The following is a 22,613-nucleotide window of genomic DNA, read 5'->3' on the forward strand; positions in this document are numbered from 1 at the left end:
ATGGACCAGGCGCCAGGCAACCCGCAGGGCCCGCAGGACCAGGGGCATCAGGACGCCCAGGCTCTGCCCACCTGCTACCGGCATCCGGATCGTGAAACGGGCGTGCGCTGCACCCGCTGCGAGCGCCCCATCTGCCCCGAGTGCATGATCAGTGCCTCCGTGGGCTTCCAGTGCCCCGAGTGCGTCCGCGCCGGCTCCGGTACGGGCCACGCGCCGTCGGCCTCGCAGCCCCGCACTCTCGCGGGCGGCACCGTCACCGCGGACCCCCGGCTCCTCACCAAGATCCTGATCGGGCTCAACCTCGCCGTCTTCCTGGTCCAGCTGTCGCTGGGCGACCGCTTCACCGACCGTTTCGACCTCATCGGCCGCGCGTACGTCCCGCTGCTCGGCTCGGTCGAGGGCGTGGCGGAGGGCCAGTGGTACCGCATGCTGACGGCGATGTTCCTGCACGGCAGCTATATCCACATCCTGTTCAACATGCTCAGCCTGTGGTGGATCGGCGGCCCCCTGGAAGCGGCCCTCGGCCGTGCCCGCTATCTCGCCCTCTACTTCGTGTCGGGCCTCGCGGGCAGCGCGCTCACCTACCTCGTCGCCGCGCCGAACCAGCCCTCGCTGGGCGCCTCCGGCGCGATCTTCGGCCTCTTCGGCGCGACCGCCGTCCTGATGCGCCGGCTCAACTACGACATGCGCCCCGTGATCGCGCTGCTGGTGATCAACCTGATCTTCACGTTCGGGTGGAGCAACATCGCCTGGCAGGCCCACATCGGCGGACTCGTCGGCGGTGTCGTCGTCGGCTACGCGATGGTCCACGCCCCGCGCGAGCGGCGGACCCTGATCCAGTACGGGGTGTGTGCCGTGGTCCTGGCCGCGGTGGTCGTCGCGACGCTGGTCAGGACGGCTCAGCTCACCTGAGGTACCGCTCGGCTCACTTGAGAAGCCTTGGAGAGCGGTGTTGTCCACAGATCGTGGCGGATCTTGTGCACGCTGTGTGGGAACAGCTGTGCCCCCTGTCACTGACCCGAGTTTTCGCAGGTCGGACAGGGGGCGAACAGGTTTGCGGATCCCGGTAGGTCAGTCACACCGGCGTCAACCCCGGATGAGTTATCCACAGATCGTCGTTCTTTTTCCACCTGTGGAAAACTCTTGTGGATAACTCAGTGGATAACCCTGGGCAGAGCTACTTCCACTGCGTGGAGACGCCGAATCCCGCCGCGATGAAGCCGAAGCCGACCACGATGTTCCAGTTGCCGAGGGCGTCGATGGGCAGCGAGCCGTCCGTCACATAGAAGATGACGATCCAGGCGAGGCCGATGAGGAACATGGCCAGCATGACCGGTGCGACCCAGCCACGGCTGGTCAGCTTGATGTTGGTCGCCTGCTTCGCCGGGGGCGGCGTGTAGTCGGCCTTCTTGCGGATACGTGACTTCGGCACGAGGGTCTCTCCTGTCGATGCGCTGCGTGGCCGCGCAGGGAACTGGGGCGGGCTCCGGGGCAGCGTACAAGGGGACACTGAGCGCTCCCCCGGGCGTCCGTTAGCGTAGTGCTTCCGCGGCGCCGAAGGAGATAAGGGTACGTTGAGCAATTCTGCCGACTCCCCCGGGACAGGTTCCAGTCCTGCCGTTACGCGCCGTTTCCGGCCCGTACGTGTACTCACCGTCGCCGTCTTCGCGCTCGCCGGGCTGATTTTCTTCACCAGCTTCAACACGGCCAAGGGCACCAATATCCGCACGGACGCGTCATTGCTGAAACTCTCCGACCTCATCCAGGAGCGCAGCCACAAGAACGCGTCGCTGGACGAGTCCAACGGCGTCCTGCGTGACGAGGTCGACACGCTCGCCGGGCGGGAGAACGGCGGCAGCAAGGCCGACACCGCCAAGCTCGCCGCGCTGGAGAAGAACACCGGCACCCAGAAACTCAAGGGCAAGGCCGTCACGGTCACTCTCAACGACGCGCCGCCGAACGCCACGGCCAAGCTGCCCGGCTATCCCGAGCCGCAGCCCGATTACCTGGTCATCCACCAGCAGGACCTGCAAGCGGTGGTGAACGCCCTGTGGCTGGGTGGCGCCCAGGGCATCAAGGTGATGGACCAGCGGCTGATCTCCACCAGCGCCGTGCGCTGTGTCGGAAACACCCTGATCCTCCAGGGCCGGGTCTACTCACCCCCGTACAAGATCACCGCGATCGGTGACCCCCAGAAGCTCCAGAAGTCCCTCGCCGACTCTCCGGCGATCCAGAACTACATGGTGTACGTCAACGTCTACGGGCTCGGCTGGAAAGTCGAGGAGAACGGGACGGTGACTCTTCCCGGCTACTCGGGCACAGTGGATCTCCACTACGCAAAACCTGTGGAGTAGTGGCTGAAGCAGCTGCCGCTGGGGGTCCCGTGTCGGTGCGAGTGCTCGTCCGGACAGTGAGCGAACTGTGCATCACCATCGGCACGCTCATCGTGCTCTTCGTGGTCTACGTCCTGTTCTGGACGGGCGTGAAGGCCGACAGCGAGATGAACCACCAGATCGACCAGCTCCAGAAGCAGTGGTCGAAGGGATCGGTCGCGCAGCAGTCGAAGGCGCCCCCGACCACCCCGGCCACCGGGAACCCGAAGACGCCGACGGCGAGCACGGCCGAGAGCCCGAAGGCCCCGGGCCCCTACGCCTACGGCAAGCCGTTCGCGGTGATGTACATCCCCCGTCTTGGTTTCACGTGGAACAAGCCCGTACTCGAAGGCACCGGCACGAGCGTCCTGCAGAAGGGGCTCGGGCATTACCGGGGGACGGCCCAGCTCGGGCAGGAGGGGAACTTCGCCGTCGCGGGACACCGGCGCACGTACGGCGACCCGTTCAAGGACTTTCCCCAGCTGCGCAGGGGGGACGCGGTGGTGCTGACCGACGGGACGACCTGGTTCACGTATCGGATCGACAAAGGCCCCTACAAAACAGTGCCCACGGACGTTGAGGTGATCGATCCTGTGCCACGTAAGTCCGGGTACACGGCTCCGGGCCGCTATCTCACGCTGACCACGTGCGATCCGGAGTGGGGACACAGCCATCGGCTGATCGTCTGGGCTCACCTGGATTCCACGCAGCCCGTGGAGGCCGGGAAACCTCAGGCGCTACGCCGTTAGTCTGGTCCCGTACGGCGTGGGTCCGATGGTGTAGGGCGTGGCTCTGGTGCCGTGATGCGACGGAAGGGACAGCATGTACGGCTTCATCTGGCGGCATTTGCCGGGTAACGCATGGGTGAAGGCGCTGATCTCACTCGTGCTCGTCCTCGCGGTGGTCTACGTACTCTTCCAGTACGTCTTCCCGTGGGCCGAACCGCTGCTCCCCTTCAACGATGTGACGGTGAACAACCAGTGAGCGCGCGGATTCTCGTCGTCGACAACTACGACAGCTTCGTTTTCAACCTGGTCCAGTACCTGTACCAGCTCGGCGCCGAGTGCGAGGTGCTGCGCAACGACGAGGTCTCGACCGCGCACGCCCAGGACGGATTCGACGGCGTACTGCTGTCACCCGGCCCCGGCGCTCCCGAGCAGGCCGGCGTCTGCGTCGACATGGTCCGCCACTGTGCGGACAAGGGTGTCCCCGTCTTCGGCGTCTGCCTCGGCATGCAGTCGATGCAGGTGGCGTACGGCGGTGTCGTGGACCGGGCGCCCGAGCTGCTGCACGGCAAGACGTCGTTGGTGGAGCACGAGGGCAGAGGTGTCTTCGCCGGACTGCCGTCCCCCTTCACCGCGACCCGCTACCACTCGCTGGCCGCCGAGCCGGAGACCGTGCCGGCCGAGCTGGAGGTCACGGCCCGTACCCACGACGGGATCATCATGGGGCTGCGCCACCGTGAACTCCCGGTCGAGGGTGTGCAGTTCCATCCCGAGTCGGTGCTGACCGAGCACGGTCACCGGATGCTCGCCAACTGGCTGGTGGAGTGCGGCGACCAGGGTGCCGTGGCGAGGTCGGTGGGGCTCGCCCCGGTGGTGGGCAGGGCCACGGCGTGACCGCCCTGCGCCCCGAGCGCGAGTCCGGCGCCGCCTATGGCGGCACCGGAGACGACGGGTCCTCGTACGGGCAGCAGCCGTACGGGGGACCCGGCGCGTTCGAGGCCGCGGTCGAGCAGCTCACGGATCCGCTCACCGATCCGCTGCCGGGCCAGGAGTGGTCGGGGCAGGGGCAGCACCAGTACGCCGTGGACGGCCCCGAGGGGTACGCGCGCGACTGGCAGGGGGCGTCGGGGGGTGCGCAGGATCCTGCTCCCGCCTACGGCGAACCGCTCACCAGACCCATGCCCGGGTACGCCGAACCGGTCGTCGCGGCGCCGAAGCTGGACGACGAGACCGTGGCGCTGCGGGCCTCGGAGGTCTCCGAGGCGCGGCGCAGGGCTGAGCAGTTGGCGGGTCGCGCCAGGAACGAGGGGATGCCCGCTCTCGGGGGTCGTGCGGCGCGGCGCAAGGCGGCGCGGCGCCACGGGCGCCACGGAGGGGCTCAGGAGCCCCAGGAGCCGCAGGGTGCCCAGGAGTCGGTGGAGAAGGCGGAGAAGGCCGCTGAGGCGCCGCTGAGCCGTGTTCAGGCCCGGCGGGCGGCGCGCGCACAGAAGCCCGGTGCGGCCGTGCTCGTCAGCCGGTTGATCGGCGAGGTGTTCATCACCACCGGCGTCCTGATGCTGCTGTTCGTGACCTACCAGTTGTGGTGGTCGAACGTGCGGGCACACCAGCAGGCGGGAAGTGCCGCGCACCACCTCCAGGAGGACTGGGCGAGCGGCAAGCGGAGTCCGGGGACGTTCGAGCCGGGACAGGGTTTCGCCATCCTGCACATCCCGAAGCTGGACGTGGTCGCTCCGATCGCCGAGGGCACCAGCAAGACGAAGGTCCTCGACCGCGGAATGGTGGGTCACTACGGCGAGGGAGCCCTGAAGACGGCGATGCCGGACGCCAAGACCGGCAACTTCGGTCTCGCGGGGCACCGCAATACGCACGGAGAGCCGTTCCGGTACATCAACCGGCTCAAGCCCGGCGACTCCATCGTGGTCGAGACCCAGGACGACTACTTCGTCTACAAGATGACGTCGATCCTGCCGGTGACGTCCCCGTCGAACACGAAGGTGCTGGACCCGATCCCCCAGGGGTCCGGTTTCAAGGCGCCGGGCCGCTACATCACACTGACCACCTGCACGCCGGAATTCACCAGCACGTACCGCATGATCGTGTGGGGCAAGATGGTCGAGGAACGCCCGCGCAGCAAGGGCAAGCCGGACGCGCTCCTCGGGTAGGAGCCCCGTCGGGCACCAGCACGTGAGACAACCTGAGACAGACCAGACGGGGCAGATGCACAGTGGCAGCGAGGACCGACCACGACGAGCGTGCCGAGGCCGACGCCGACGCCGAAGGGGCCGCTCCGAAGCGTCGTGGAGTGAGCCGGATCGCGATGGCGGTCAGCATCCTGGGTGAACTCCTCATCACCGCGGGCCTGGTGCTCGCCCTGTTCGTCGTCTACTCGCTGTGGTGGACGAACGTCGTCGCGGACCGCAAGGCCGACAAGCAGGGTGACAAGGTCCGCGACACCTGGGCGCAGGACAAGAGCGGCCCCGGCGCCCTGGACACCAACGGCGGCATCGGCTTCCTGCACGTTCCGTCCATGAAGAACGGCGAGGTGCTGGTCGAGAAGGGCACCTCCACGAAGGTCCTCAACGACGGCGTCGCCGGCTACTACATCGACCCCGTCAAGGCGACGCTGCCGATGACCGACAAGACGGGCAACTTCACGCTCGCCGCCCACCGCGACGGCCACGGCGCCAAGTTCCACAACATCGACAAGATAAAGAAGGGCGACCCGATCGTCTTCGAGACCAAGGACGACTGGTACGTCTACAAGGTCTTCTCGATCCTCCCGGAGACCTCGAAGTACAACGTCAAGGTCCTCCAGCCGGTCCCGAAGCAGTCGGGCAAGACGAAGCCGGGCCACTACATCACCCTGACGACCTGCACGCCGGTGTACACGTCGGAGTACCGCTACATCGTGTGGGGCGAGCTGGAGCGCGTGGACAAGGTGGACAGCGCGCGCACGCCGCCGAAGGAACTGGGCTGAGGCGGGCCGGTCGAACGACTCGACCGGGCTCGACACCGAACCCGAACGAACTGTGCCCCGCCCGGGAGGATTCCTGGGCGGGGCACAGTTCGTTCGACCGCTGTTTCAACCGCTGCGTCAGCCTCCGGTGAGGCCGCCGAAGAAGTTGGTGCCGCCGTTGTTGTTACCGCCGTTGTTGTTGCCGTTGCCGCTCTGGACGGCGACCAGGTTGACGGCGGTGCCCTGGGCGACCGAGCTGTTGGGCTGCGGATCCTGGTTGAAGACGATCGCGTTGTCGTCCTGGGAACCGGTGATGTTGCCCACCGTCAGCCCCGCATCCTGGATTGCCTTCTTGGCATCCTTGAGCGACATCTGGGTCAGAGTCGGAACCGTGACCTGCTGGTTCTGCGCCTTGCCGACCTGGATGTTGACGTTGGAGTTCTTGTCGGCCTGGCTGCCGATCGCCGGAATGGTCGAGACGACCTTGCCGGCCTGGTTCGGGTCGGTCACGTCGATGTCGTTGCAGTTGCCGACCAGGTTGTTGGCCGTCATCAGCGCCTTGGCTTCTTCACAGGACTTGCCGGTCACGTCCGGGACCGTGGCCTTCGCGACAGCCTTGGCCACTTCCAGTGTGACGGTGTTGCCCTTCTCCAATTCGGTGCCAGGATCAGGATTCTGGCTGAGGACGGTACCCGGGTTCTGCGTGGACTCGGTCGGCTTCGTCTTGACCTCGAAGCCCTTCTGCTGCAGCTGCGCCGTTGCCGTGTCGATGTCCTTGTCGATGACGTTCGGCACCGCGACCTTCGGCGCCCCCGTGGACACCACCAGGGTGATGGTGTCGCCCTTGGTGGCCTTCACGCCCGCCTTCGGGTCCTGGGAGCAGACGTTGCCCTTTTTCTCGTCCTCACAGGGCTTATTGGTGATCGAAACCTTCAGCTCGGCGTTGGTGGCCAGCTGGGTGGCGTCCTTCTGCGACTGGCTGACGAGGTTGGGGACGGAGACCGTGTTGTTGCTCACCCCGCTGTCGCTGAAGATCCACTTTCCGATGAGGATCGCGCCGACCAGGACCAGCACACCCGCCACGACCAGCAAGATCGTCGAGGTGTTCGACTTCTTCTGCTGGCGGCGACGGTCCGGGCGGTCGTCGTAGTTGTTGTAGCCGTAGCCGCCGTCGTCCGGGTTCATCGGGGGCAGCATGGACGTGGCCTGGGCGTCCGTGGAGCGCAGCGCCGTGGTGGCCTGGTCGTCCGGGTAGCCGCCGTAGCCCACGGAGCCCATGGCGGCCGTGGCGGCGACGGGCTGGCCGTCGAGGCAGGCCTCGATGTCCTGGCGCATCTCGTCGGCGGACTGATAGCGGTAGTCCGGGTCCTTGACCAGGGCCTTCAGGACGATCGCGTCCATCTCGGGCGTGATCTCGGGGTCGAAGACCGACGGCGGCTGCGGCTCCTCGCGTACGTGCTGGTACGCGACCGCGACCGGGGAGTCGCCCACGAAGGGCGGACGCACGGTCAGCAGCTCGTAGAGGAGGCAGCCGGTCGAATAGAGGTCCGAGCGCGCGTCGACCTGCTCGCCCTTCGCCTGCTCCGGAGAGAGGTACTGGGCGGTGCCGATGACCGCGGCGGTCTGCGTCATCGTCATGCCGGAGTCGCCCATGGCGCGGGCGATGCCGAAGTCCATGACCTTGACCTGGCCGTTGCGCGTCAGCATGACGTTGGCCGGCTTGATGTCACGGTGGACGATTCCGGCGCGGTGGGAGTACTCGAGGGCCTGGAGGATGCCGATGGTCATCTCCATGGACCGCTCGGGGAGCAGTCTGCGGCCCGAGTGCAGCAGCTCGCGCAGCGTGGACCCATCGACGTACTCCATCACGATGTACGGGATGGAGATGCCCTCGATGTAGTCCTCACCCGTGTCGTACACGGCGACGATCGCGGGATGGTTGAGCGAGGCGGCCGACTGGGCCTCCCGGCGGAACCGGGCCTGGAACGACGGATCGCGTGCGAGGTCGGCTCGCAGCGTCTTCACCGCCACGGTGCGGCCGAGCCGGGTGTCATGGGCGAGATGTACCTCCGCCATGCCACCACGGCCGAGCACCTGGCCCAGCTCGTACCGGCCGCCGAGGCGACGCGGCTCTTCCATAGCTACCTACCAGCCCTCTCCGTCGGTCCCGACCGCACGCATGTGTGGTCCGGCGGTGTGCCGTCCGGGCATACCGTACCCGGCTCGGCTTCTGTGACCTGGCCAAGCCCGTCACCCGATACAGGACCGGTATCGCAACGTGCACCGATGTGAAGGGGACGTGACAGGGGTCACTTCTTGCTGTCGATCACTGCCTTCATCACGCTCCTCGCGATGGGGGCGGCGAGACCACCACCCGTGATGTCGTCACGGTTGGCGCTGCCGTCCTCGACGACCACGGCCACGGCGACCGGCGAGCTGCCGTCGGGGAGCTTGGCGTACGAGATGAACCACGCGTACGGCTTCTCGCTGTTCGCGACACCGTGCTGGGCGGTACCGGTCTTGCCGCCCACGGTGACGCCGGAGATCTGCGCCTTGGTGCCCGTGCCCTCCTTGACGACCGTCTCCATCATCGACTGCAGGATCTGGGCGTTCGACTGGGAGAGCGGCTGGCTCATCTTCTGCGGATCGGTCTGAGAGATGACGTCCAGGTTCGGGGCCTGCAGCTTGTCGACCATGTACGGCTTCATGAGCGTGCCGTTGTTGGCGACGGCGGAGGCGACCATGGCCATCTGCAGCGGGGTCGCGGCGGTCTCGAACTGGCCGATGGAGCTGAGCGCGGTCTGCGGCTTGTCCATCGTCTTGGGGAAGTTCGAGGCGTTGGAGCGCACCGGCGTGAACTGCTCGGAGTTGAAGCCGAACTTCTCGGCCTCCGCGAGCATCTTGTCCTTGCCGAGGTCGGCGCCGATCTTGCCGAAGACCGTGTTGCAGGAGACACGGAGCGCCACGCGCATGGGGGCGTTCTTGCAGGGGATGTTCCCCTCGTTCTTCAGCTCGGTCGAGGTGTTCGGCAGCGTGTACGGCAGCGGCGAGTCCGTGTTCTCGTCCGCGGACTTGTACAGACCGTTCTCCAGCGCCGCCGCCGCGGTGACCACCTTGAAGGTGGAGCCGGGCGGGTAGGTCTCGCGCAGCGCGCGGTTGAGCGTCGGGTCGTCGGGGTCGTTCTTCTTCTGCAGCTTCGTCCAGGCCTTGCCGTCGACGCTCGTCGAGTTCCCGGCGAAGGACGACGGGTCGTACGACGGGGTGGAGGCCAGCGCCAGGATCGCGCCGGTCTGCGGGTCGATCGCGGCGACGGCGCCCTTGCCCCGGCTCAGCAGGCCCTGGTAGGCGGCCTTCTGCGCGGCGGCGTTGAGAGTGGTGACGACGTTGCCGCCCTGCTTCTTCTTACCCGTGATCATGTCGAGGGTGTTGCGGAAGAAGAGCCGGTCGTCGTTGCCGGTGAGGATGCCGTCGTCGATGCTCTCCAGCTGGGTGGCGCCGAAGGCCTGGGAGGCGTACCCGGTGACGGGCGCCCACATCGCGCCGTCCTTGTAGGTGCGCTTGTACTCGAAGTCGTTGATGCCGTTCTTGGCCGACTTGGCGGCCCCGGTGATCGGGTTGCCGTCGACGATGATGTCCCCGCGCGGGGTGGCGTACCGCTCGATGGCGACGCGGCGGTTGAGCGTGTCGGTCCGCAGGCTGTCCGCCTGGACGTACTGGATGTAGTTGTCGCGGATCAGCAGGGCGAGGACGAGGAGCCCGCAGAAGATCGCGATCCGGCGCAGGGGCTTGTTCACGGGCGGACCACCTGGGTCATCTCGGCGTCGGGGCTGGGTGCGGGCGCGGGGGCCGGGCGGCGGGCGGTGTCGCTGATTCTGATGAGGATGCCCATCAGCGCCCAGTTGGCGATGACGGAGGAGCCTCCATAGGCCACGAACGGCATCGTCATACCGGTGAGGGGGATCAGGCCCATGACGCCGCCCGCGACGACGAAGACCTGGAGTGCGAAGCCGCCGGAGAGGCCCACGGCGAGGAGCTTGCCGAACGGGTCGCGGGCCGCGAGCGCCGTGCGGATGCCACGCTCCGCGATCAGGCCGTAGATGACCAGGATCGCCATGATCCCCGCCAGGCCCAGTTCCTCGCCGAAGCTGGCGAGGATGAAGTCGGAGTTGGCGGCGAACCGGATGAGTTCGGAGTGGCCCTGTCCCCATCCGGTGCCGAGCGTGCCGCCCGAGCCGAAGGCCCACAGAGCCTGCATGGCCTGCTCGGAGTGGAGGATGCCGTCGTGGGTTCCGGCCTGGCTGAGCTTGTACTCGTGCAGCGGGTTGAGCCAGGCCTGGACACGCGTCTGGATGTGCGGTTCGAAGCTCGCCACGCCCACGGCGCCGACCGCCGACATCAGCAGACCGAAGACGATCCAGCTGGTCCGCTCCGTGGCGACGTACAGCATGATCACGAACATGCCGAAGAACAGCAGCGAGGTACCGAGGTCGGTCTCGAAGACCAGGATCAGGATGGAGACGAACCAGACCACCAGGATCGGGCCGAGGTCGCGTCCTCGCGGCAGGTAGAGGCCCATGAAGCGGCGGCTGGCGAGGGCCAGCGCGTCGCGCTTGACCATCAGGTAGCCGGCGAAGAAGACCGCGAGGATGATCTTCGCGAACTCGCCGGGCTGGAGGGTGCCCAGGCCAGGGATCGAGATCCAGATCTTGGCGCCGTAGATGTTGGCTCCGAGGCCCGGAACCAGCGGCAGCAGGAGCAGGGTCAGGGCGGCGAACATGGAGATGTAGGTGTAGCGCTGCAGGACACGGTGGTCCTTGAGGAAGATCAGTACGGCGACGAACAGGCCGATGCCCAGTGCGGTGTACATCAGCTGGCGGGGCGCGGCAGGGGCGAAGTTGGGCAGCGACCGGAGTAGCTTCGACTGGTCGAGGCGCCAGATCATCACCAGGCCGAGGCCGTTGAGCAGCGTCGCCAGCGGCAGCAGCAGCGGGTCGGCGTACGGCGCGAACTTGCGGACGCCGAGATGGGCGACCCCCGCGATCAGGCCGAGGCCGAAGCCGTAGCCCAGCAGGCCGGCCGGCACCTTCTCATCGATGGCCAGGCCCACGTTGGCGTACGCGAAGACCGGGATGAGGACGGCGAACACCAGCAGCGCCAACTCGGTGTTGCGGCGGCTCGGTGTGCCGATCGAACCGATGGTCGATGTGTGGTGCGTCGGCGTGTTCGTACTACTGCTCATGGTGTGACAGGGCCCCTCACGGCTTCTTACTGCTTACCGCACAGCGAGACCAGCTTCTGCTCCTCGTCGGAGAGGCTGGGGCCGGGTGTGGGAGTGGGTGCGGTGGAGGTGGACGGTTTCGAAGACGGTGCCGAGCTCGATGGGTTCGGCGTCGCGGACGGGCTGGACGTGGCCTTGGACGTCAGCGAGGTGGTTGTGGTTCCCGTGGTTCCACCTGCCTGGCCCGTGCCGGTCTTCGCGCTGTTCTTGCTGTCGACGGCGCGGCGCTCGGCGTCCTTCTTGCACGCGGAGGCCTGTGTGGCGAGCTCGCTGACCTTCTTCTGGGCGTTCTGGAGGCCGCCCTCCGCGATCGTCGCCTTGACCTGCTTCTGCTGGTACGGCGGCAGGTACTTGAGTTCGATCTCGGGGTGATCCTTCTCCACCTTCGAGAGCGAGACCCAGGCCAGGTCCTGGCTGATCCCGCGGTACAGCGCGACGTGCTCGTCCTGGGTGCCGACGTAGTACTGCGTCTGCGTCCACCGGTAGCCGCCGTACAGACCGCCACCGACGACGGCGAGGGCCAGCGCGGTGTAGAGAGATCTCTTCAGCCACTTGCGTCCGGCGCCCGGCTTGACGAAGTCCTCGTCGGAGTAGTCGCCGTAGCCGCCCGTGGAGACGTAACCGGTGGTGTCGCCGCTGCCGGGCGGGCCGAACTCGCCGCCACCGCCCTGTCCGGGCACCGGACGGCCGAGGCTGGAGGCGCGGCCCGCGGGGGTCTGCATGGCGCCGTTGTCGTGCAGCTGGTGCTGGTGCTGGTTCTCGGCGACCGCGCCGACCACGACCGGGGTGTCGGAGAGCTGGGCGGCGAGGGTGTCGCCGGAGTCGATGTCGAGGACGTCGGCGATGATGACGGTGATGTTGTCGGGACCGCCGCCGCGCAGCGCGAGCTCGATGAGGTTCTGGACGGTCTCCTGCGGGCCCTGGTAGCTGGCGAGCGTGTCCTCCATCGTCTGATGGGAGACGACGCCGGACAGGCCGTCGGAGCAGATCAAGTAGCGGTCGCCGGCGCGGACTTCGCGGATGGAGAGATCCGGCTCGACGTGGTCGCCGCTGCCCAGCGCGCGCATCAGGAGGGAGCGCTGCGGGTGGGTGGTGGCTTCCTCTTCGGTGATGCGGCCCTCGTCGACGAGGCGCTGCACCCACGTGTGGTCCTGGGTGATCTGCGTGAGGACGCCGTCACGCAGGAGGTACGCGCGCGAGTCGCCGACGTGCACGAGGCCGAGGCGCTGACCGGTCCACAGGAGCGCGGTGAGGGTGGTCCCCATGCCCTCCAGCTGGGGGTCCTCCTCGACCATCATCCGCAGCTGGTCGTTGGCACGCTGCACGGCGGTGCCCAGCGAGGTGAGGATGTCGGAGCCCGGGACGTCGTCGTCGAGCGCGACGATGGTGGAGATCACCTCGGAGGAGGCGACCTCACCGGCGGCCTGGCCGCCCATACCGTCGGCGATCGCGAGCAGCCGGGGACCGGCGTAACCGGAGTCCTCGTTGCCCTCGCGGATCATGCCTTTGTGCGATCCGGCGGCGAAGCGCAGTGACAGACTCATGCGCACCTCGCCCGTCGGCTCCGGGTACATCCGCACGGTGCCCACCCTCCGGTCGGGAGCGCGTCGGGGTCCGTCGTGTGGACCACTGCTGCGTGCTCGCTCCGCTCGCGCTCATTCATGACGTAGCACTACTTCCGCAGCTCGATGACGGTCTTGCCGATGCGGATCGGCGCGCCCAGCGGAACAGGCGTGGGAGTCGTCAGTCGGCTCCGGTCGAGATACGTGCCATTGGTGGAGCCGAGGTCCTCGACGATCCACTGGCCGTCCCGGTCCGGGTAGATCCTGGCATGGCGGCTGGACGCGTAGTCGTCGTCCAGCACGATGGTGCTGTCGTGCGCGCGGCCCAGGGTGATGGTCTGCCCCTGCAGCGCGACGGTCGTGCCCGTGAGAGTCCCCTCGGAGACGACCAGCTTGGTGGGGGCGCCGCGGCGCTGCCGGCCACCGCCGCCGCTCGGCGCCGCCGCCTGCTGCTGGCGCTGCGGAGGCGGTGTGGTTTGGCGCGCGGCCTGCTGCGGCCTGGAGGCGTCCCTGCGCGAGCCGCGCTGTGTGACGCGCGTTCCGAACAGGTCGCTGCGGATGACCTGCACGGCCACGATCACGAACAGCCACAGTACGGCCAGGAAACCCAGCCGCATGACCGTGAGGGTCAGCTCTGACATTGCCCCCGCTTCACCCTTCGGCTTGCCGGTAAATGATGGTGGTGCTGCCCACGACGATCCGCGAGCCGTCGCGGAGCGTAGCGCGGGTGGTGTGCTGCCCGTCCACCACGATGCCGTTGGTGGACCCGAGATCCTGGATCGTCGAGGGCGTTCCGGTCCGGATCTCACAGTGCCGGCGGGATACGCCGGGGTCGTCGATCCGCACGTCGGCTTCGGTGCTGCGGCCCATCACCAACGTCGGGCGGGAGATCTGATGGCGGGCGCCGTTGATCTCGATCCAGTGCCGCATGCGGCCGCCGGCCGCCGGGCCCGGAGCCGCGCCGGGCCGGGAGCCCATCGGCGTGGGGCCGGGGCGCACGCCGGGTGGCGGCGCGGACGGCATCGGGGGAGCGCCCGTGGGACCCGCGCCCGGGGCGGCAGCCGGATAGCCATAGCCACCGGGCCGGCCGGGAGGCGGGCCCGCCGGGGCGCGCTCGGGGGCCTGCTGGTCGGTGGAGGAGGCGAGCGTACGGCTGCGCACCCGGTAGAGACCCGTGTCGAGGTCGTCCGCCTTCTCCAGGTGGACCTTGATGGGGCCCATGAAGGTGTAGCGCTGCTGCTTGGCGTAGTCGCGCACCATCCCGGCGAGCTCGTCGCCGAGCTGGCCGGAGTAGGGGCTGAGGCGCTCGAAGTCCGGCGCGCTCAGCTCCACGATGAAGTCGTTGGGGACGACGGTCCGGTCGCGGTTCCAGATCGTGGCGTTGTTGTCGCACTCGCGCTGCAGTGCTCCGGCGATCTCCACGGGCTGGACCTCGGACTTGAACACCTTGGCGAAGGTGCCGTTGACCAGACCTTCGAGGCGCTGCTCGAACTTCTTCAGGACTCCCATGGGGCACCTCCTCCTTCGTAACCGTCCTGGTTCTGCCTGCTGTCCACGTCGTACTGCGTACGGCCCGCCGTGTCGTACGGCCTGCCGTGGTCGTCCTGGTCCTGCTGGTACTGCTTACTGATCGTATCCACGCGTCGGGAAATCGGCTGGTTCCCCCTGTCGGCCCTGTCGACGGGTGTCGACGGGTGTCGACGGGTGTCGACGCCTTCCGAAGTCCCTTCCCGGAGTTCCCTCCGAGGCTCCTCTTCGAACACTTCCCGGCACTACTCCTGTCAAGGATCGTAGAGGCGACCCGAGACCAGTGTCCCGCACCTGACTGTGCACCCTGTCCTGCTCCTGGAGAGATGGCCTGGACCGGTACGAGGTTGATACGTGAACCGGTTAGGCCTGAGACGTGCGGTGCCGGCGGGGCCCGTGGCCGTGGAAAGGGATGTGAGTCCACCCCTGACAGCGTGCTAATCTTCTGCATGTCGACAGGCGCTCGCACCACTCGGTGAGAGACCAAAGACACACCCAATGCGCGGGTGGCGGAATAGGCAGACGCGCTGGATTCAGGTTCCAGTGCCCGCAAGGGCGTGGGGGTTCAACTCCCCCCTCGCGCACCAGCGAAAAGGGCCCATCGTCAAGACGATGGGCCCTTTTCCATGTCTCCGGTACGGGTCCGGGGACGGGCCGGGGGTGGGGTCGGCCGGGGTGCTGGTCGGAGTGTGTTCTGTCTCTCAGTTTTCCTCGGGCGGGGCTCAGGGGTGTCTGCGCAGGGGCAGATGGATCTCCAGCAGGGTGCCGGTGGGGGTGCCCGGAGTGATGCCGGTCCGGCCGCCGAGGTCCTCGACGCGGTCGGTGAGGGAGCGCAGGGCCCGCGCGGAATCGGCGGAGCCGGCGGAACCCGCCGCGGGGCCTTGGCCGTCGTCGGTCACCTTCGCGTACAGCCAGCGCCTGGTGACGCGTACGACGGTGTCCACGCGGCGCGCGCCCGAGCGGGCCAGGCGATCGCGCAGGGCCTCGCGCAGGGCGAGGAAGGTCTCCTCCCGGTGCCGCTCGGAGAGGGTCCACTCGTCACCGATGACTTCGACGGAGGCCTGGATACGGCGGCCGTCGACGGGGCGAGGGCCCGCGAGGAAGGCCTCCAGGGCCTCGCGCAGGGGCGGCAGGTCGGCGCGGTGGCGCACGCCGTCGATGAGCGCCTGGTTCTCCCTGGCCGCCTCGGCCAGTGCCCTTCGGGCGGTGGCGAGGTGGGCCGCGACGGCGCCGGGAGACCCAGGGGTGGATGAGCCGGTCCTGACGGGGGCGCAGGTCGCGGCGGCGTCGAGGCTGAGTCGGGCGAGGGACAGGGCGCCGCCGAGTTCGTCGTGCAGCTGCCGGGCCAGCCGACGGCGCTCGCCGCGGCCGTCGTCGCCGGACCACATGCCCTCCCCTGCCTCCCGTACGACCTCGCCGAGGCGCCGGACGACCGCGACCGCGCGGGGCAGCGCGCTCTCGTGGTGCGCGATGCCGTTCTCCAGGACGTGTAGCAGGGCGCACTCGAGGAGCAGGGCGACCGCGGCGGCCACCTGGTGCGGGGAGGCGGCGGGCGGGGCGATGGGGGTGGGTGCGGGGGTGGTGTCCGCGGCGCGGGCCAGGGCGGTGCGGGCGAACTCCGTCAGCGTGGTGCGCAGGGTGGGCACTTCCGCCTCGGCGGGGGCGAGTGCGGTGGGGAGGCGGGCGGTGAAGCGGTCCAGGACGGCGCCGGTCTCCCAGGCCCCCAGGGTGGTGGCGGACGCCAGGAGAGGGGAGTGGCCCGGGCGGGACGACATCCGGGCCGCCGCGCGGACCAGGCCCTCGTGCAGGGCTTCGCCGAATCCACTGCCGACCAGGGGGATCGGCGCGGTGACAGGGGGGATCGGGCCGGTCGGTGAGGTCGGCGCCGTCGTGGAGGTGGGCGCGGTGGGGGCGGTCGTGCTGCTCATCGGACTCCTCGACGCTCGGGTGACGCTTGGGTGCCGGGGCAACGTGGCCATCGCCAACGTAACAAACAGACTTGTCTGATTGTCAAGAGTGGACGGGCGTTCCGGATGGGGTGTGGTCACGGGATCGCCCGGGCGTCAAGAGTCCGTCCATGGGCAAGAGCTGCAGGATTTATGGGGATTGCATGAAGGTCTGGGTCCACAGGGCTGTCGACTAAAACAGGCATGGTTGTATGATTCCGGTTGCTGCTGGCGCCTTCGGGGCACCCGCGCGCTCCTTCATGCCAAGAGCAGGAATAGGCAGGTGCAGCCTGATGCAGACCCGGTCCGAACAGACCCGTCAGGCTCTCGTCCGTGCCGCGGCGGAACTGATAGCGAACGGCCGGCTCTCCGATGCGGGACTGGTCAACATCTGCCGCCGGGCCGGGGTGAGCCGGGGGGCTCTCTACCACCACTTCACCTCCACCGCGGAGTTGACGGCCGCGGTGTACGAGCAGGCGCACGAGCGGGTGGTCGCGCTGATGGACGAGGCCTTCGAGGGGCCCGTGGAGGATGCCCCGGAGCGCCTCCTGGTCGCCCTGTGCGAGGCGTTGCGTACGGAGGAACTGGTCCGGGCCGGCATACAGCTGGCGGTGGACGGGTCGGCGGGGCCGCCTCGGTTGCGTGACGACGTACTGGCGTTGGTGCGCAGGCGGGTGGTCGACGCGCACCGGGACGTCGTGCCGGCGCCGGAGGATCTGGCCGAGCTGGCGGTGGTGGTGGCCGCGGGGCTGGAGTCGCTCGGGCACACGGACGCGGAGTGGTGGGATCCCAAGACGTCCAAGCGGTTGTGGGTGTTGTTGCGCCCGTTGTTCTCGTTGGCCGGGGAGGGGCTGGCGCAGGAGGAACGACGGGTGGGGAGCGGGTCCGAGGGGGTCTGAGTTCTGAAGCGGGGGTGAGGGCGGGCCCCCGCGGTCTCCTCAAGATCACGCGTTCTGGGCGGAGTTGGCCTGAGGGCCGGCGCGCGGAACTCGGCACGGCTTGGGTGCGCGGCCCGGGACCTGGGGGACGCCGGCCCCGTCCCGGAGGCGGGAGGGGCTGGAGCCCGGGTGCGGGCGGATCCCTCGGTGTCCAGAGGCCGGTTGCGGGGCGGTGCCCTTGAACGGGACGGCATGCGAAGGGGACCCGTGGTGGGGGGTTCGGCCCGGGTGAGGTGTCGGGCTCGGGTCCGTCACGGGTGAGGCGGCCCTGCCCGGGAGTTCGCGTTCGGGGCGCCGTGTGCTGTTCGGCCGGCGGTGCAGGGTGCGCGGCAGGGCACGGGCTTGGTGGTGGGGCTTGGTTGTGGGGGTCCGGGCGGGGGTCAGGCCGTCTCGCGGGCCGGCGGCGGGATGGTGCGGAGGCGGCCGAGCATGCCGGGCGTGGCCAGGCCGGGCAGCATGAAGCGCCAGAACGCACCGATGCGTTCCGGCAGATCCTCGCGGTTGCTGTAGACCTGGGACATCAACTGCAGTCCGGTGAAGGCGCCGACGATGGTCGACGTGGCTTCCTGGATGTCCACGCCCGGCAGGATCTCGCCCTGCTCCTCGGCCTGCCGCAGCAGGGCGAGTATGGCGGCGCCCGACTGCTCGTACGCCGTCTGCGGCGGCCGCGAGAACGACGTCTGCTCGACGGCGAGCCGCACGCTGGCCCGTAGCACCGGATCGCGCTGGAGGCGCTGGGCGAACTCCAGGGTGAGGTCGATGACGGCCTGGAGCTTCACCGCCTGGTCCGGCACCACCAGCGCCTCGCTGTGCGCGGTCACGAGGGCCACGGCGATCGCTTCCTTGGAGGGGAAGTGGTGGTACAGCGCGCCTCGAGTGAGGCCCGTCCGGGCCAGGATGTCGTTGGTGCTCGCCGCGTCGTAGCCGCGCTCGTCGAACACGCGGGCCGCGGACTCCAGGATCGAGTGCCTCGACCTCGTCCCGCGCTCTTGTGTGGCCATACCAGGTCCTTGCTCTCGCCCACTGGAATTTTACCGACTGGTCTGTATTGTATCGGCAAGGCGGCACGCCGCCAGTAGGCGGGAGTATTTGCTTCCGGTTTGGCTCGATTTTCGGTCGGTCCTCGGCCGTTCATCGAGTGCTTCTCCAGTGGACCTCGAGTGGTCTTCAAGCGGCCCTCAAGCGGCCTTTACGCGGTCCTCGTACGGCCTGCGGGTGCCGCTCACGGGTGGCCGAGCCGAAAACCGACACCGCGGACGGTGATGATCCAACTGCTCGAACCGAGCTTGCCGCGCAGGCTGCTGACGTGGGTGTCGATGGTGCGCCCGCGGTGGGACCAGGTGTCGTCCCAGACCTGCGCCATGAGCTGGCGCCGCGGCATGACGGTGCCGGGCTGCGAGGCCAGCAGATGCAGCAGGTCGAACTCCTTGCGGGTCAGGTCCACCGGCTTCCCGTTCAGCGTGGCCACCCGGGTGCCGACGTCGATGCGCAGCGGTCCGTGGGTGATGACCTGGGCGGCGGCGGGCTGTTGACGCACCCGGCGCATCACCGCCTCCATCCGGGCCAGTAACTCGCGGAAGCCGTACGGCTTGACCAGGTAGTCGTCCGAGCCGGCCTGCAGTCCGAGCACGCGGTCGAGTTCGGAGCCGCGCGCGGTGACGGCGATGACCGGGGTGTCGCAGACCGCCCGGATGCCCCGGCACACCTCGAGCCCGTCCAGGTCGGGCAGGTCCAGGTCGAGCAGTAGGAGATCGGCATCACGGTGCGCCTGGAGCGCCTTGGTGCCGGTGGCCACGCTCTGCGCGGCGTACCCCTGCCGCAGCAGGCCCTGGACGAGGGAGTCGGCGGCCCTGACATCGTTCTCTACGACCAGGACGCGCAGTGCTCCGGCCGGGGGGCTGGGGTGGTCGGCGGCCGTCTGTGGGGCAACGGCCCGCCCGGGCTGGGGAATCGTGGGGCGGTGCGGAAGATTGCGCTGCGATCGGGCGTCGAGTAGATCCACGGCTTGCCGATTCATCTGCTCCTCCTGAGGCACAGTCTCGTCATCACGGAACGGACTGCTGAACTCTCACAATGAGGACGATAGCAAACAGACTTGTCTGATTGTCAACGCGTTCGAAATCCCCCGCGCGTCGGTCCGTACCTTTTCCAATCTACCCATGTTGACCTGCGGGTATGTGGAGAGATTCAATGCTTCAAGGTCATGTTTCCGGCAGGTTGCCGTCGGGGTGGACCCCCTTGTCCTGCGCGTGTCCTTGGCGCTAACCATGCAGGTCTGCACGGTTTGAAAGATCGGGCGTCCCCGGTGGCGCAATCGTGCTGTACAGGCGCGTAGCGGCGGCTCATCGCTCGAAGGATGCTAAAGCTTTACTTGAAAAACCGAACAGACATGTCTGTATCTTGTGTGAGCGAGAGAACGTCGGCCACGGGGGGTGGCTGCCGGCGGTACGGATTGCTGCCCCCTGCTCGGAAACAGACAGGAGTGCCGTACATGTCGTACACCACCTCCACCCGTGTGTCCGTCGAAGACGACGTCGCGACGGTGGGCACCAGCGCCTCACGAACCGCCGCACGACCCGCTGCCCGAAGCGCCGTTCAACCCGCCGTCCAGACCTCTGCCCAAGCCTCCGTCCAGACCGCCGCGCGAACTCTGACGCCGCGGCTGACCACGACGGTTCCGCGCGAGTACGTCCATCGCGCCGCCGTCTCGGAGGTGTTGCTGACCGGCTGGGAAGCCGCCGCCGAACCAGCAGGACCCGACCCGGACGAATTCGCGGTCAGCGCCCAATGGCCGCGCAGCCACTCCTTCTTCACCCAGTCCGGCGGCTACCAGGACCCGATGCTCCTGATCGAGTCCGTCCGCCAGATCGGTTCCCTGCTCGCACACGCGGAGTTCGGCGTCCCCTTCGGGCACCAGTTCCTGATGTGGGACATGTTCTTCAGCACCTCCCCCGAACTCCTCGTCGCGGACGCCGTCCCCACGGAGGTCGAACTGCGCACGGTCTGCCGCGACATCGTCCGCAAGGGCCGGGTGCTCGGCGGTATGCGCTACGACGTCACCGTGCTGCGCGACGGAAGGGCGCTGGCCACCGCGGGCGCCGCGTTCAGCTGCACCAGTCCCGCCGTCCACCGCAGGCTGCGCGCAGGCCGGCCCACCACCACCGACCGCGTCGTGCCGCCCGCGATCGACCCGGCCGCGGTGGGCCACTTTGACGACCGGCACGTGCTGCTCGCCGAGCCCGGACCGGCCTCCGGCAGCGGCGACCGCTGGGAACTGCGCGTCGACACCGCCCACCCCACCTTCTTCGACCACCCCGTCGATCACATACCGGGCATGGTCCTGCTGGAAGCCGCCCGGCAGGCCGCCCTCGTGTCGACCGGGATGCCGGACGCCCTCCTGCTGGGTCTCAAGAGCAACTTCGCGCGTTACGCCGAGTTCGACGCGCCTTGCTGGATCGAGCCGCAGGCCGAACCGCACGGTACGGAGGGCGGCGTACTGGTGCGGGTGCGCGGTACGCAGCACGCTGAGACCGTCTTCACCGCCGAGCTCGTCCTGAGCCCGCGCGGCCGCTGAGCCCGCGCATCCTCCGTACGCCTGGGAGAGCGTCCCCATCCCGAGGAGACAGATCCGTGCCCACCATCCTGATCACCGGCGCCGCCGGATTCGTCGGCGGACACGTCACCCGTGAAGCGGCCCGGTACCGGGCCGACTTGAGGCTCATGTCCCATCGCAGTCCCCCGCTCGGCTCCGGTCCCCCGACCCAGGAGGGTCCCGCGGGTCACGACGGTGCTCGCGTTGTACGGGCCGATCTGACCGACCCCGCGTCCTTGCGCGGGGTGTGCGACGGCGTCGACGTCCTGATCCACTGCGCCTCGCAGATCGGCGGCGGCGTCGAGGCCAACGAGGCCGTCAACGCCCGTGGCACGGCGGCGCTCGTCGAGGAAGCGCGCCGCGCGGGGGTTGCGCGCATCGTCCAGCTGAGCACCGCGTCCGTCTACGGCCGTGGCACCTTCCGCGGCGACCGGCCCGAAGAACTGCGCCGCAACCCGGGCTCGCCCACGTCCCGCACCCGGGCCGAGGCCGAGGACACCGTTCTCGCGGCCGGCGGCGTCGTCCTGCGCCCGCACCTGGTGTACGGGGAGGGCGACAGGTGGGTGGTGCCCGGCCTGACCCGGATGCTGCGCGTGCTGCCCGGCACGGTGGAGGGCTGGCCCGCCCGCAGCTCCGCGATCGCCGTACCCGAACTGGCCGCGCTGCTGGTGGCCACCGCGCTCGCCCCCGCCGCCGACCTGACCGCCTCCGTCTACCACGCCGCCCACCCGGAGCCCCTCCCCGTGGACACCCTTCTGCGCGCGGTCGCCGAGTGCACCGGGGCGGACTGGCCGGACCGGGAACTGACCGTCGACCGAGCCCGGGCGGTCCTGGCCGAGAACGGCGTACCTCCGTCCGGACTCGACATGTTCACCACCGACCACGTCTTCGACAGCACCCCGCTCTGGTCCGACCTGCGTCGCGCACCCGGCGCCGGTTTCGACACCGATTTCTCCCTCGCGGCGCCTTGGTACCGCAAGGCACTGCGGGACGGTTGACCTGGGGCGAGCCCGCGAGCGGGGCCGGCCGAGTGATCAACAGGCCAGGTGATCAACGAGCTGGGTGATCAACGGGCTGGGTGATCAACAGGACAGGTGGTCGACCGACCGGATGGTCGACCGTCCCGCGAAACCCCGCGCGACGGCGGGAAGCGCCTCCCGAACACCTCCCGGACCCCTTCTGAACCCCTCCCGAACGCCTCCCGAACCCCTCCCGACCCCCTTTCGAACGCCGCTGCGGAACGCCTCCCGAACGCCGCACCGGAACGCCTCCGAACGCTCCTCGACCGTCCCTCGAAATTCTCTACGGAATGGCGCATTCCTTTTCTTTCCGGACCCGGCGGATCCGTCCGCCGGGTCCGGCTATTTGACGGAGATCTGACCTTCCCCTTTCCTCTTCCGGTAAGTACTGCCCCGGGTCTGCGGATTCTGACCCAGTTCTGCAACGGACCGTATTGAAGGAGAAGTGCGCACTCGAACAGTCTTGTGGCTCCGAGCGGAGTCTGGGGAGGTTCATCGTGCGCAAGGTGCTCATCGCCAACCGTGGCGAAATCGCTGTCCGCGTGGCCCGGGCGTGCCGGGATGCCGGGATCGCGAGCGTTGCCGTCTACGCCGAGCCGGACCGGGACGCTCTGCATGTCCGGGCGGCGGACGAGGCGTTCGCCCTGGGCGGTGACACCCCCGCCACCAGCTACCTGGACATCGCCAAGGTCCTCCAG

The 22,613-nt window shown here is 68.6% G+C and carries 22 protein-coding genes and 1 tRNA gene; 12 read left to right on the forward strand and 11 right to left on the reverse strand.

What is annotated here, in order from left to right; translation table 11 throughout:
- The gene (locus ACZ69M_RS37325; RefSeq protein ID WP_067376627.1) at positions 1–912 is read left to right on the forward strand and encodes a rhomboid family intramembrane serine protease; all 912 of its coding nucleotides are present in this window, start codon (positions 1–3) and stop codon (positions 910–912) included.
- Between the two features lie 265 nt (positions 913–1,177).
- Here ACZ69M_RS37325 and crgA read toward each other — a convergent pair whose 3' ends face one another.
- Positions 1,178–1,432: a cell division protein CrgA gene (gene crgA / locus ACZ69M_RS37330; protein ID WP_054236413.1), complete on the reverse strand. Its 255-nt coding sequence runs from the start codon at positions 1,430–1,432 to the stop codon at positions 1,178–1,180.
- 142 nt (positions 1,433–1,574) lie between these two features.
- On the opposite strand from crgA, the gene ACZ69M_RS37335 reads away from it, so the two are divergent.
- From ACZ69M_RS37335 to ACZ69M_RS37360, 6 genes are all read left to right on the forward strand, one after another.
- The gene (locus tag ACZ69M_RS37335) at positions 1,575–2,354 is read left to right on the forward strand and encodes a DUF881 domain-containing protein (RefSeq protein WP_470057006.1); all 780 of its coding nucleotides are present in this window, start codon (positions 1,575–1,577) and stop codon (positions 2,352–2,354) included.
- 35 nt (positions 2,355–2,389) lie between these two features.
- Positions 2,390–3,121, forward strand: a complete 732-nt coding sequence (locus ACZ69M_RS37340; protein ID WP_470057052.1) for a class E sortase — start codon at positions 2,390–2,392, stop codon at positions 3,119–3,121.
- A gap of 73 nt (positions 3,122–3,194) precedes the next feature.
- Complete coding sequence (locus ACZ69M_RS37345; RefSeq protein ID WP_165854063.1) at positions 3,195–3,356, forward strand: hypothetical protein; 162 nt, start codon at positions 3,195–3,197, stop codon at positions 3,354–3,356.
- Entirely contained in the window at positions 3,353–3,991 is a 639-nt protein-coding gene (locus ACZ69M_RS37350) for an aminodeoxychorismate/anthranilate synthase component II (RefSeq protein ID WP_470057008.1), read from the forward strand. Before ACZ69M_RS37345 ends, ACZ69M_RS37350 begins: the two co-directional genes overlap by 4 nt.
- Positions 3,988–5,259, forward strand: a complete 1,272-nt coding sequence (locus ACZ69M_RS37355) for a class E sortase (RefSeq protein WP_470057010.1) — start codon at positions 3,988–3,990, stop codon at positions 5,257–5,259. The genes ACZ69M_RS37350 and ACZ69M_RS37355 overlap by 4 nt, the downstream gene beginning before the upstream one ends.
- Positions 5,260–5,321: 62 nt before the next feature.
- Positions 5,322–6,074, forward strand: coding sequence for a class E sortase (locus ACZ69M_RS37360; RefSeq protein ID WP_470057012.1), 753 nt, complete (start codon positions 5,322–5,324; stop codon positions 6,072–6,074).
- 117 nt (positions 6,075–6,191) lie between these two features.
- Here the strand turns inward: ACZ69M_RS37360 and pknB are convergent, their stop codons facing one another.
- The 7 genes from pknB to ACZ69M_RS37395 all read right to left on the reverse strand — a co-directional run bounded on the left by pknB (position 6,192) and on the right by ACZ69M_RS37395 (position 14,533).
- Positions 6,192–8,192, reverse strand: coding sequence for a Stk1 family PASTA domain-containing Ser/Thr kinase (gene pknB / locus ACZ69M_RS37365; RefSeq protein WP_470057014.1), 2,001 nt, complete (start codon positions 8,190–8,192; stop codon positions 6,192–6,194).
- A gap of 170 nt (positions 8,193–8,362) precedes the next feature.
- Positions 8,363–9,847 carry a peptidoglycan D,D-transpeptidase FtsI family protein gene (locus ACZ69M_RS37370; RefSeq protein ID WP_470057016.1) on the reverse strand — a complete coding sequence of 495 codons (1,485 nt, stop codon included), beginning with the start codon at positions 9,845–9,847 and terminating at the stop codon, positions 8,363–8,365.
- On the reverse strand, positions 9,844–11,292 hold the full coding sequence (locus ACZ69M_RS37375) for an FtsW/RodA/SpoVE family cell cycle protein (protein WP_470057018.1): 1,449 nt from the start codon (positions 11,290–11,292) through the stop codon (positions 9,844–9,846). The genes ACZ69M_RS37370 and ACZ69M_RS37375 overlap by 4 nt, the downstream gene beginning before the upstream one ends.
- Before the next feature lie 26 nt (positions 11,293–11,318).
- Complete coding sequence (locus tag ACZ69M_RS37380; protein ID WP_470057054.1) at positions 11,319–12,905, reverse strand: Stp1/IreP family PP2C-type Ser/Thr phosphatase; 1,587 nt, start codon at positions 12,903–12,905, stop codon at positions 11,319–11,321.
- Positions 12,906–13,003: 98 nt separating this feature from the next.
- Positions 13,004–13,534, reverse strand: coding sequence for an FHA domain-containing protein FhaB/FipA (locus ACZ69M_RS37385; protein WP_351309252.1), 531 nt, complete (start codon positions 13,532–13,534; stop codon positions 13,004–13,006).
- A 10-nt stretch (positions 13,535–13,544) separates the two neighbouring features.
- On the reverse strand, positions 13,545–14,402 hold the full coding sequence (locus tag ACZ69M_RS37390; RefSeq protein WP_470057020.1) for an FhaA domain-containing protein: 858 nt from the start codon (positions 14,400–14,402) through the stop codon (positions 13,545–13,547).
- Positions 14,390–14,533, reverse strand: a complete 144-nt coding sequence (locus tag ACZ69M_RS37395; RefSeq protein WP_165854062.1) for a hypothetical protein — start codon at positions 14,531–14,533, stop codon at positions 14,390–14,392. The genes ACZ69M_RS37390 and ACZ69M_RS37395 overlap by 13 nt, the downstream gene beginning before the upstream one ends.
- A 387-nt stretch (positions 14,534–14,920) precedes the next feature.
- On the opposite strand from ACZ69M_RS37395, the gene ACZ69M_RS37400 reads away from it, so the two are divergent.
- A tRNA-Leu gene (locus tag ACZ69M_RS37400) sits at positions 14,921–15,007 on the forward strand.
- A gap of 135 nt (positions 15,008–15,142) precedes the next feature.
- Here ACZ69M_RS37400 and ACZ69M_RS37405 read toward each other — a convergent pair.
- The gene (locus tag ACZ69M_RS37405; protein ID WP_470057022.1) at positions 15,143–16,348 is read right to left on the reverse strand and encodes a sensor histidine kinase; all 1,206 of its coding nucleotides are present in this window, start codon (positions 16,346–16,348) and stop codon (positions 15,143–15,145) included.
- A 311-nt stretch (positions 16,349–16,659) separates the two neighbouring features.
- Between ACZ69M_RS37405 and ACZ69M_RS37410 the strand changes: the two genes are divergently transcribed.
- Entirely contained in the window at positions 16,660–17,265 is a 606-nt protein-coding gene (locus tag ACZ69M_RS37410; RefSeq protein ID WP_470057024.1) for a TetR family transcriptional regulator, read from the forward strand.
- Positions 17,266–17,684: 419 nt separating this feature from the next.
- On the opposite strand, the gene ACZ69M_RS37415 is transcribed toward ACZ69M_RS37410, so the two are convergent.
- Both ACZ69M_RS37415 and ACZ69M_RS37420 read right to left on the reverse strand, forming a co-directional pair.
- Positions 17,685–18,305, reverse strand: coding sequence for a ScbR family autoregulator-binding transcription factor (locus tag ACZ69M_RS37415; protein ID WP_054236402.1), 621 nt, complete (start codon positions 18,303–18,305; stop codon positions 17,685–17,687).
- Positions 18,306–18,526: 221 nt separating this feature from the next.
- Positions 18,527–19,321, reverse strand: coding sequence for a response regulator transcription factor (locus ACZ69M_RS37420; protein WP_403700037.1), 795 nt, complete (start codon positions 19,319–19,321; stop codon positions 18,527–18,529).
- Positions 19,322–19,795: 474 nt separating this feature from the next.
- Here ACZ69M_RS37420 and ACZ69M_RS37425 point away from each other — a divergent pair, with 474 nt between their 5' ends.
- The 3 genes from ACZ69M_RS37425 to ACZ69M_RS37435 form a co-directional block, all read left to right on the forward strand.
- A complete protein-coding gene (locus tag ACZ69M_RS37425; RefSeq protein ID WP_470057026.1) occupies positions 19,796–20,878 on the forward strand; it encodes a ScbA/BarX family gamma-butyrolactone biosynthesis protein in 1,083 nt (360 codons plus the stop codon).
- A gap of 56 nt (positions 20,879–20,934) precedes the next feature.
- Positions 20,935–21,894, forward strand: a complete 960-nt coding sequence (locus tag ACZ69M_RS37430) for an NAD-dependent epimerase/dehydratase family protein (RefSeq protein ID WP_470057028.1) — start codon at positions 20,935–20,937, stop codon at positions 21,892–21,894.
- A 518-nt stretch (positions 21,895–22,412) separates the two neighbouring features.
- Positions 22,413–22,613 (forward strand): biotin carboxylase N-terminal domain-containing protein (locus ACZ69M_RS37435; RefSeq protein WP_470052425.1); only part of this gene is annotated, 201 nt, incomplete at its 3' end.

The sequence above is a fragment of the Streptomyces sp. NPDC107454 genome, assembly GCF_055582885.1.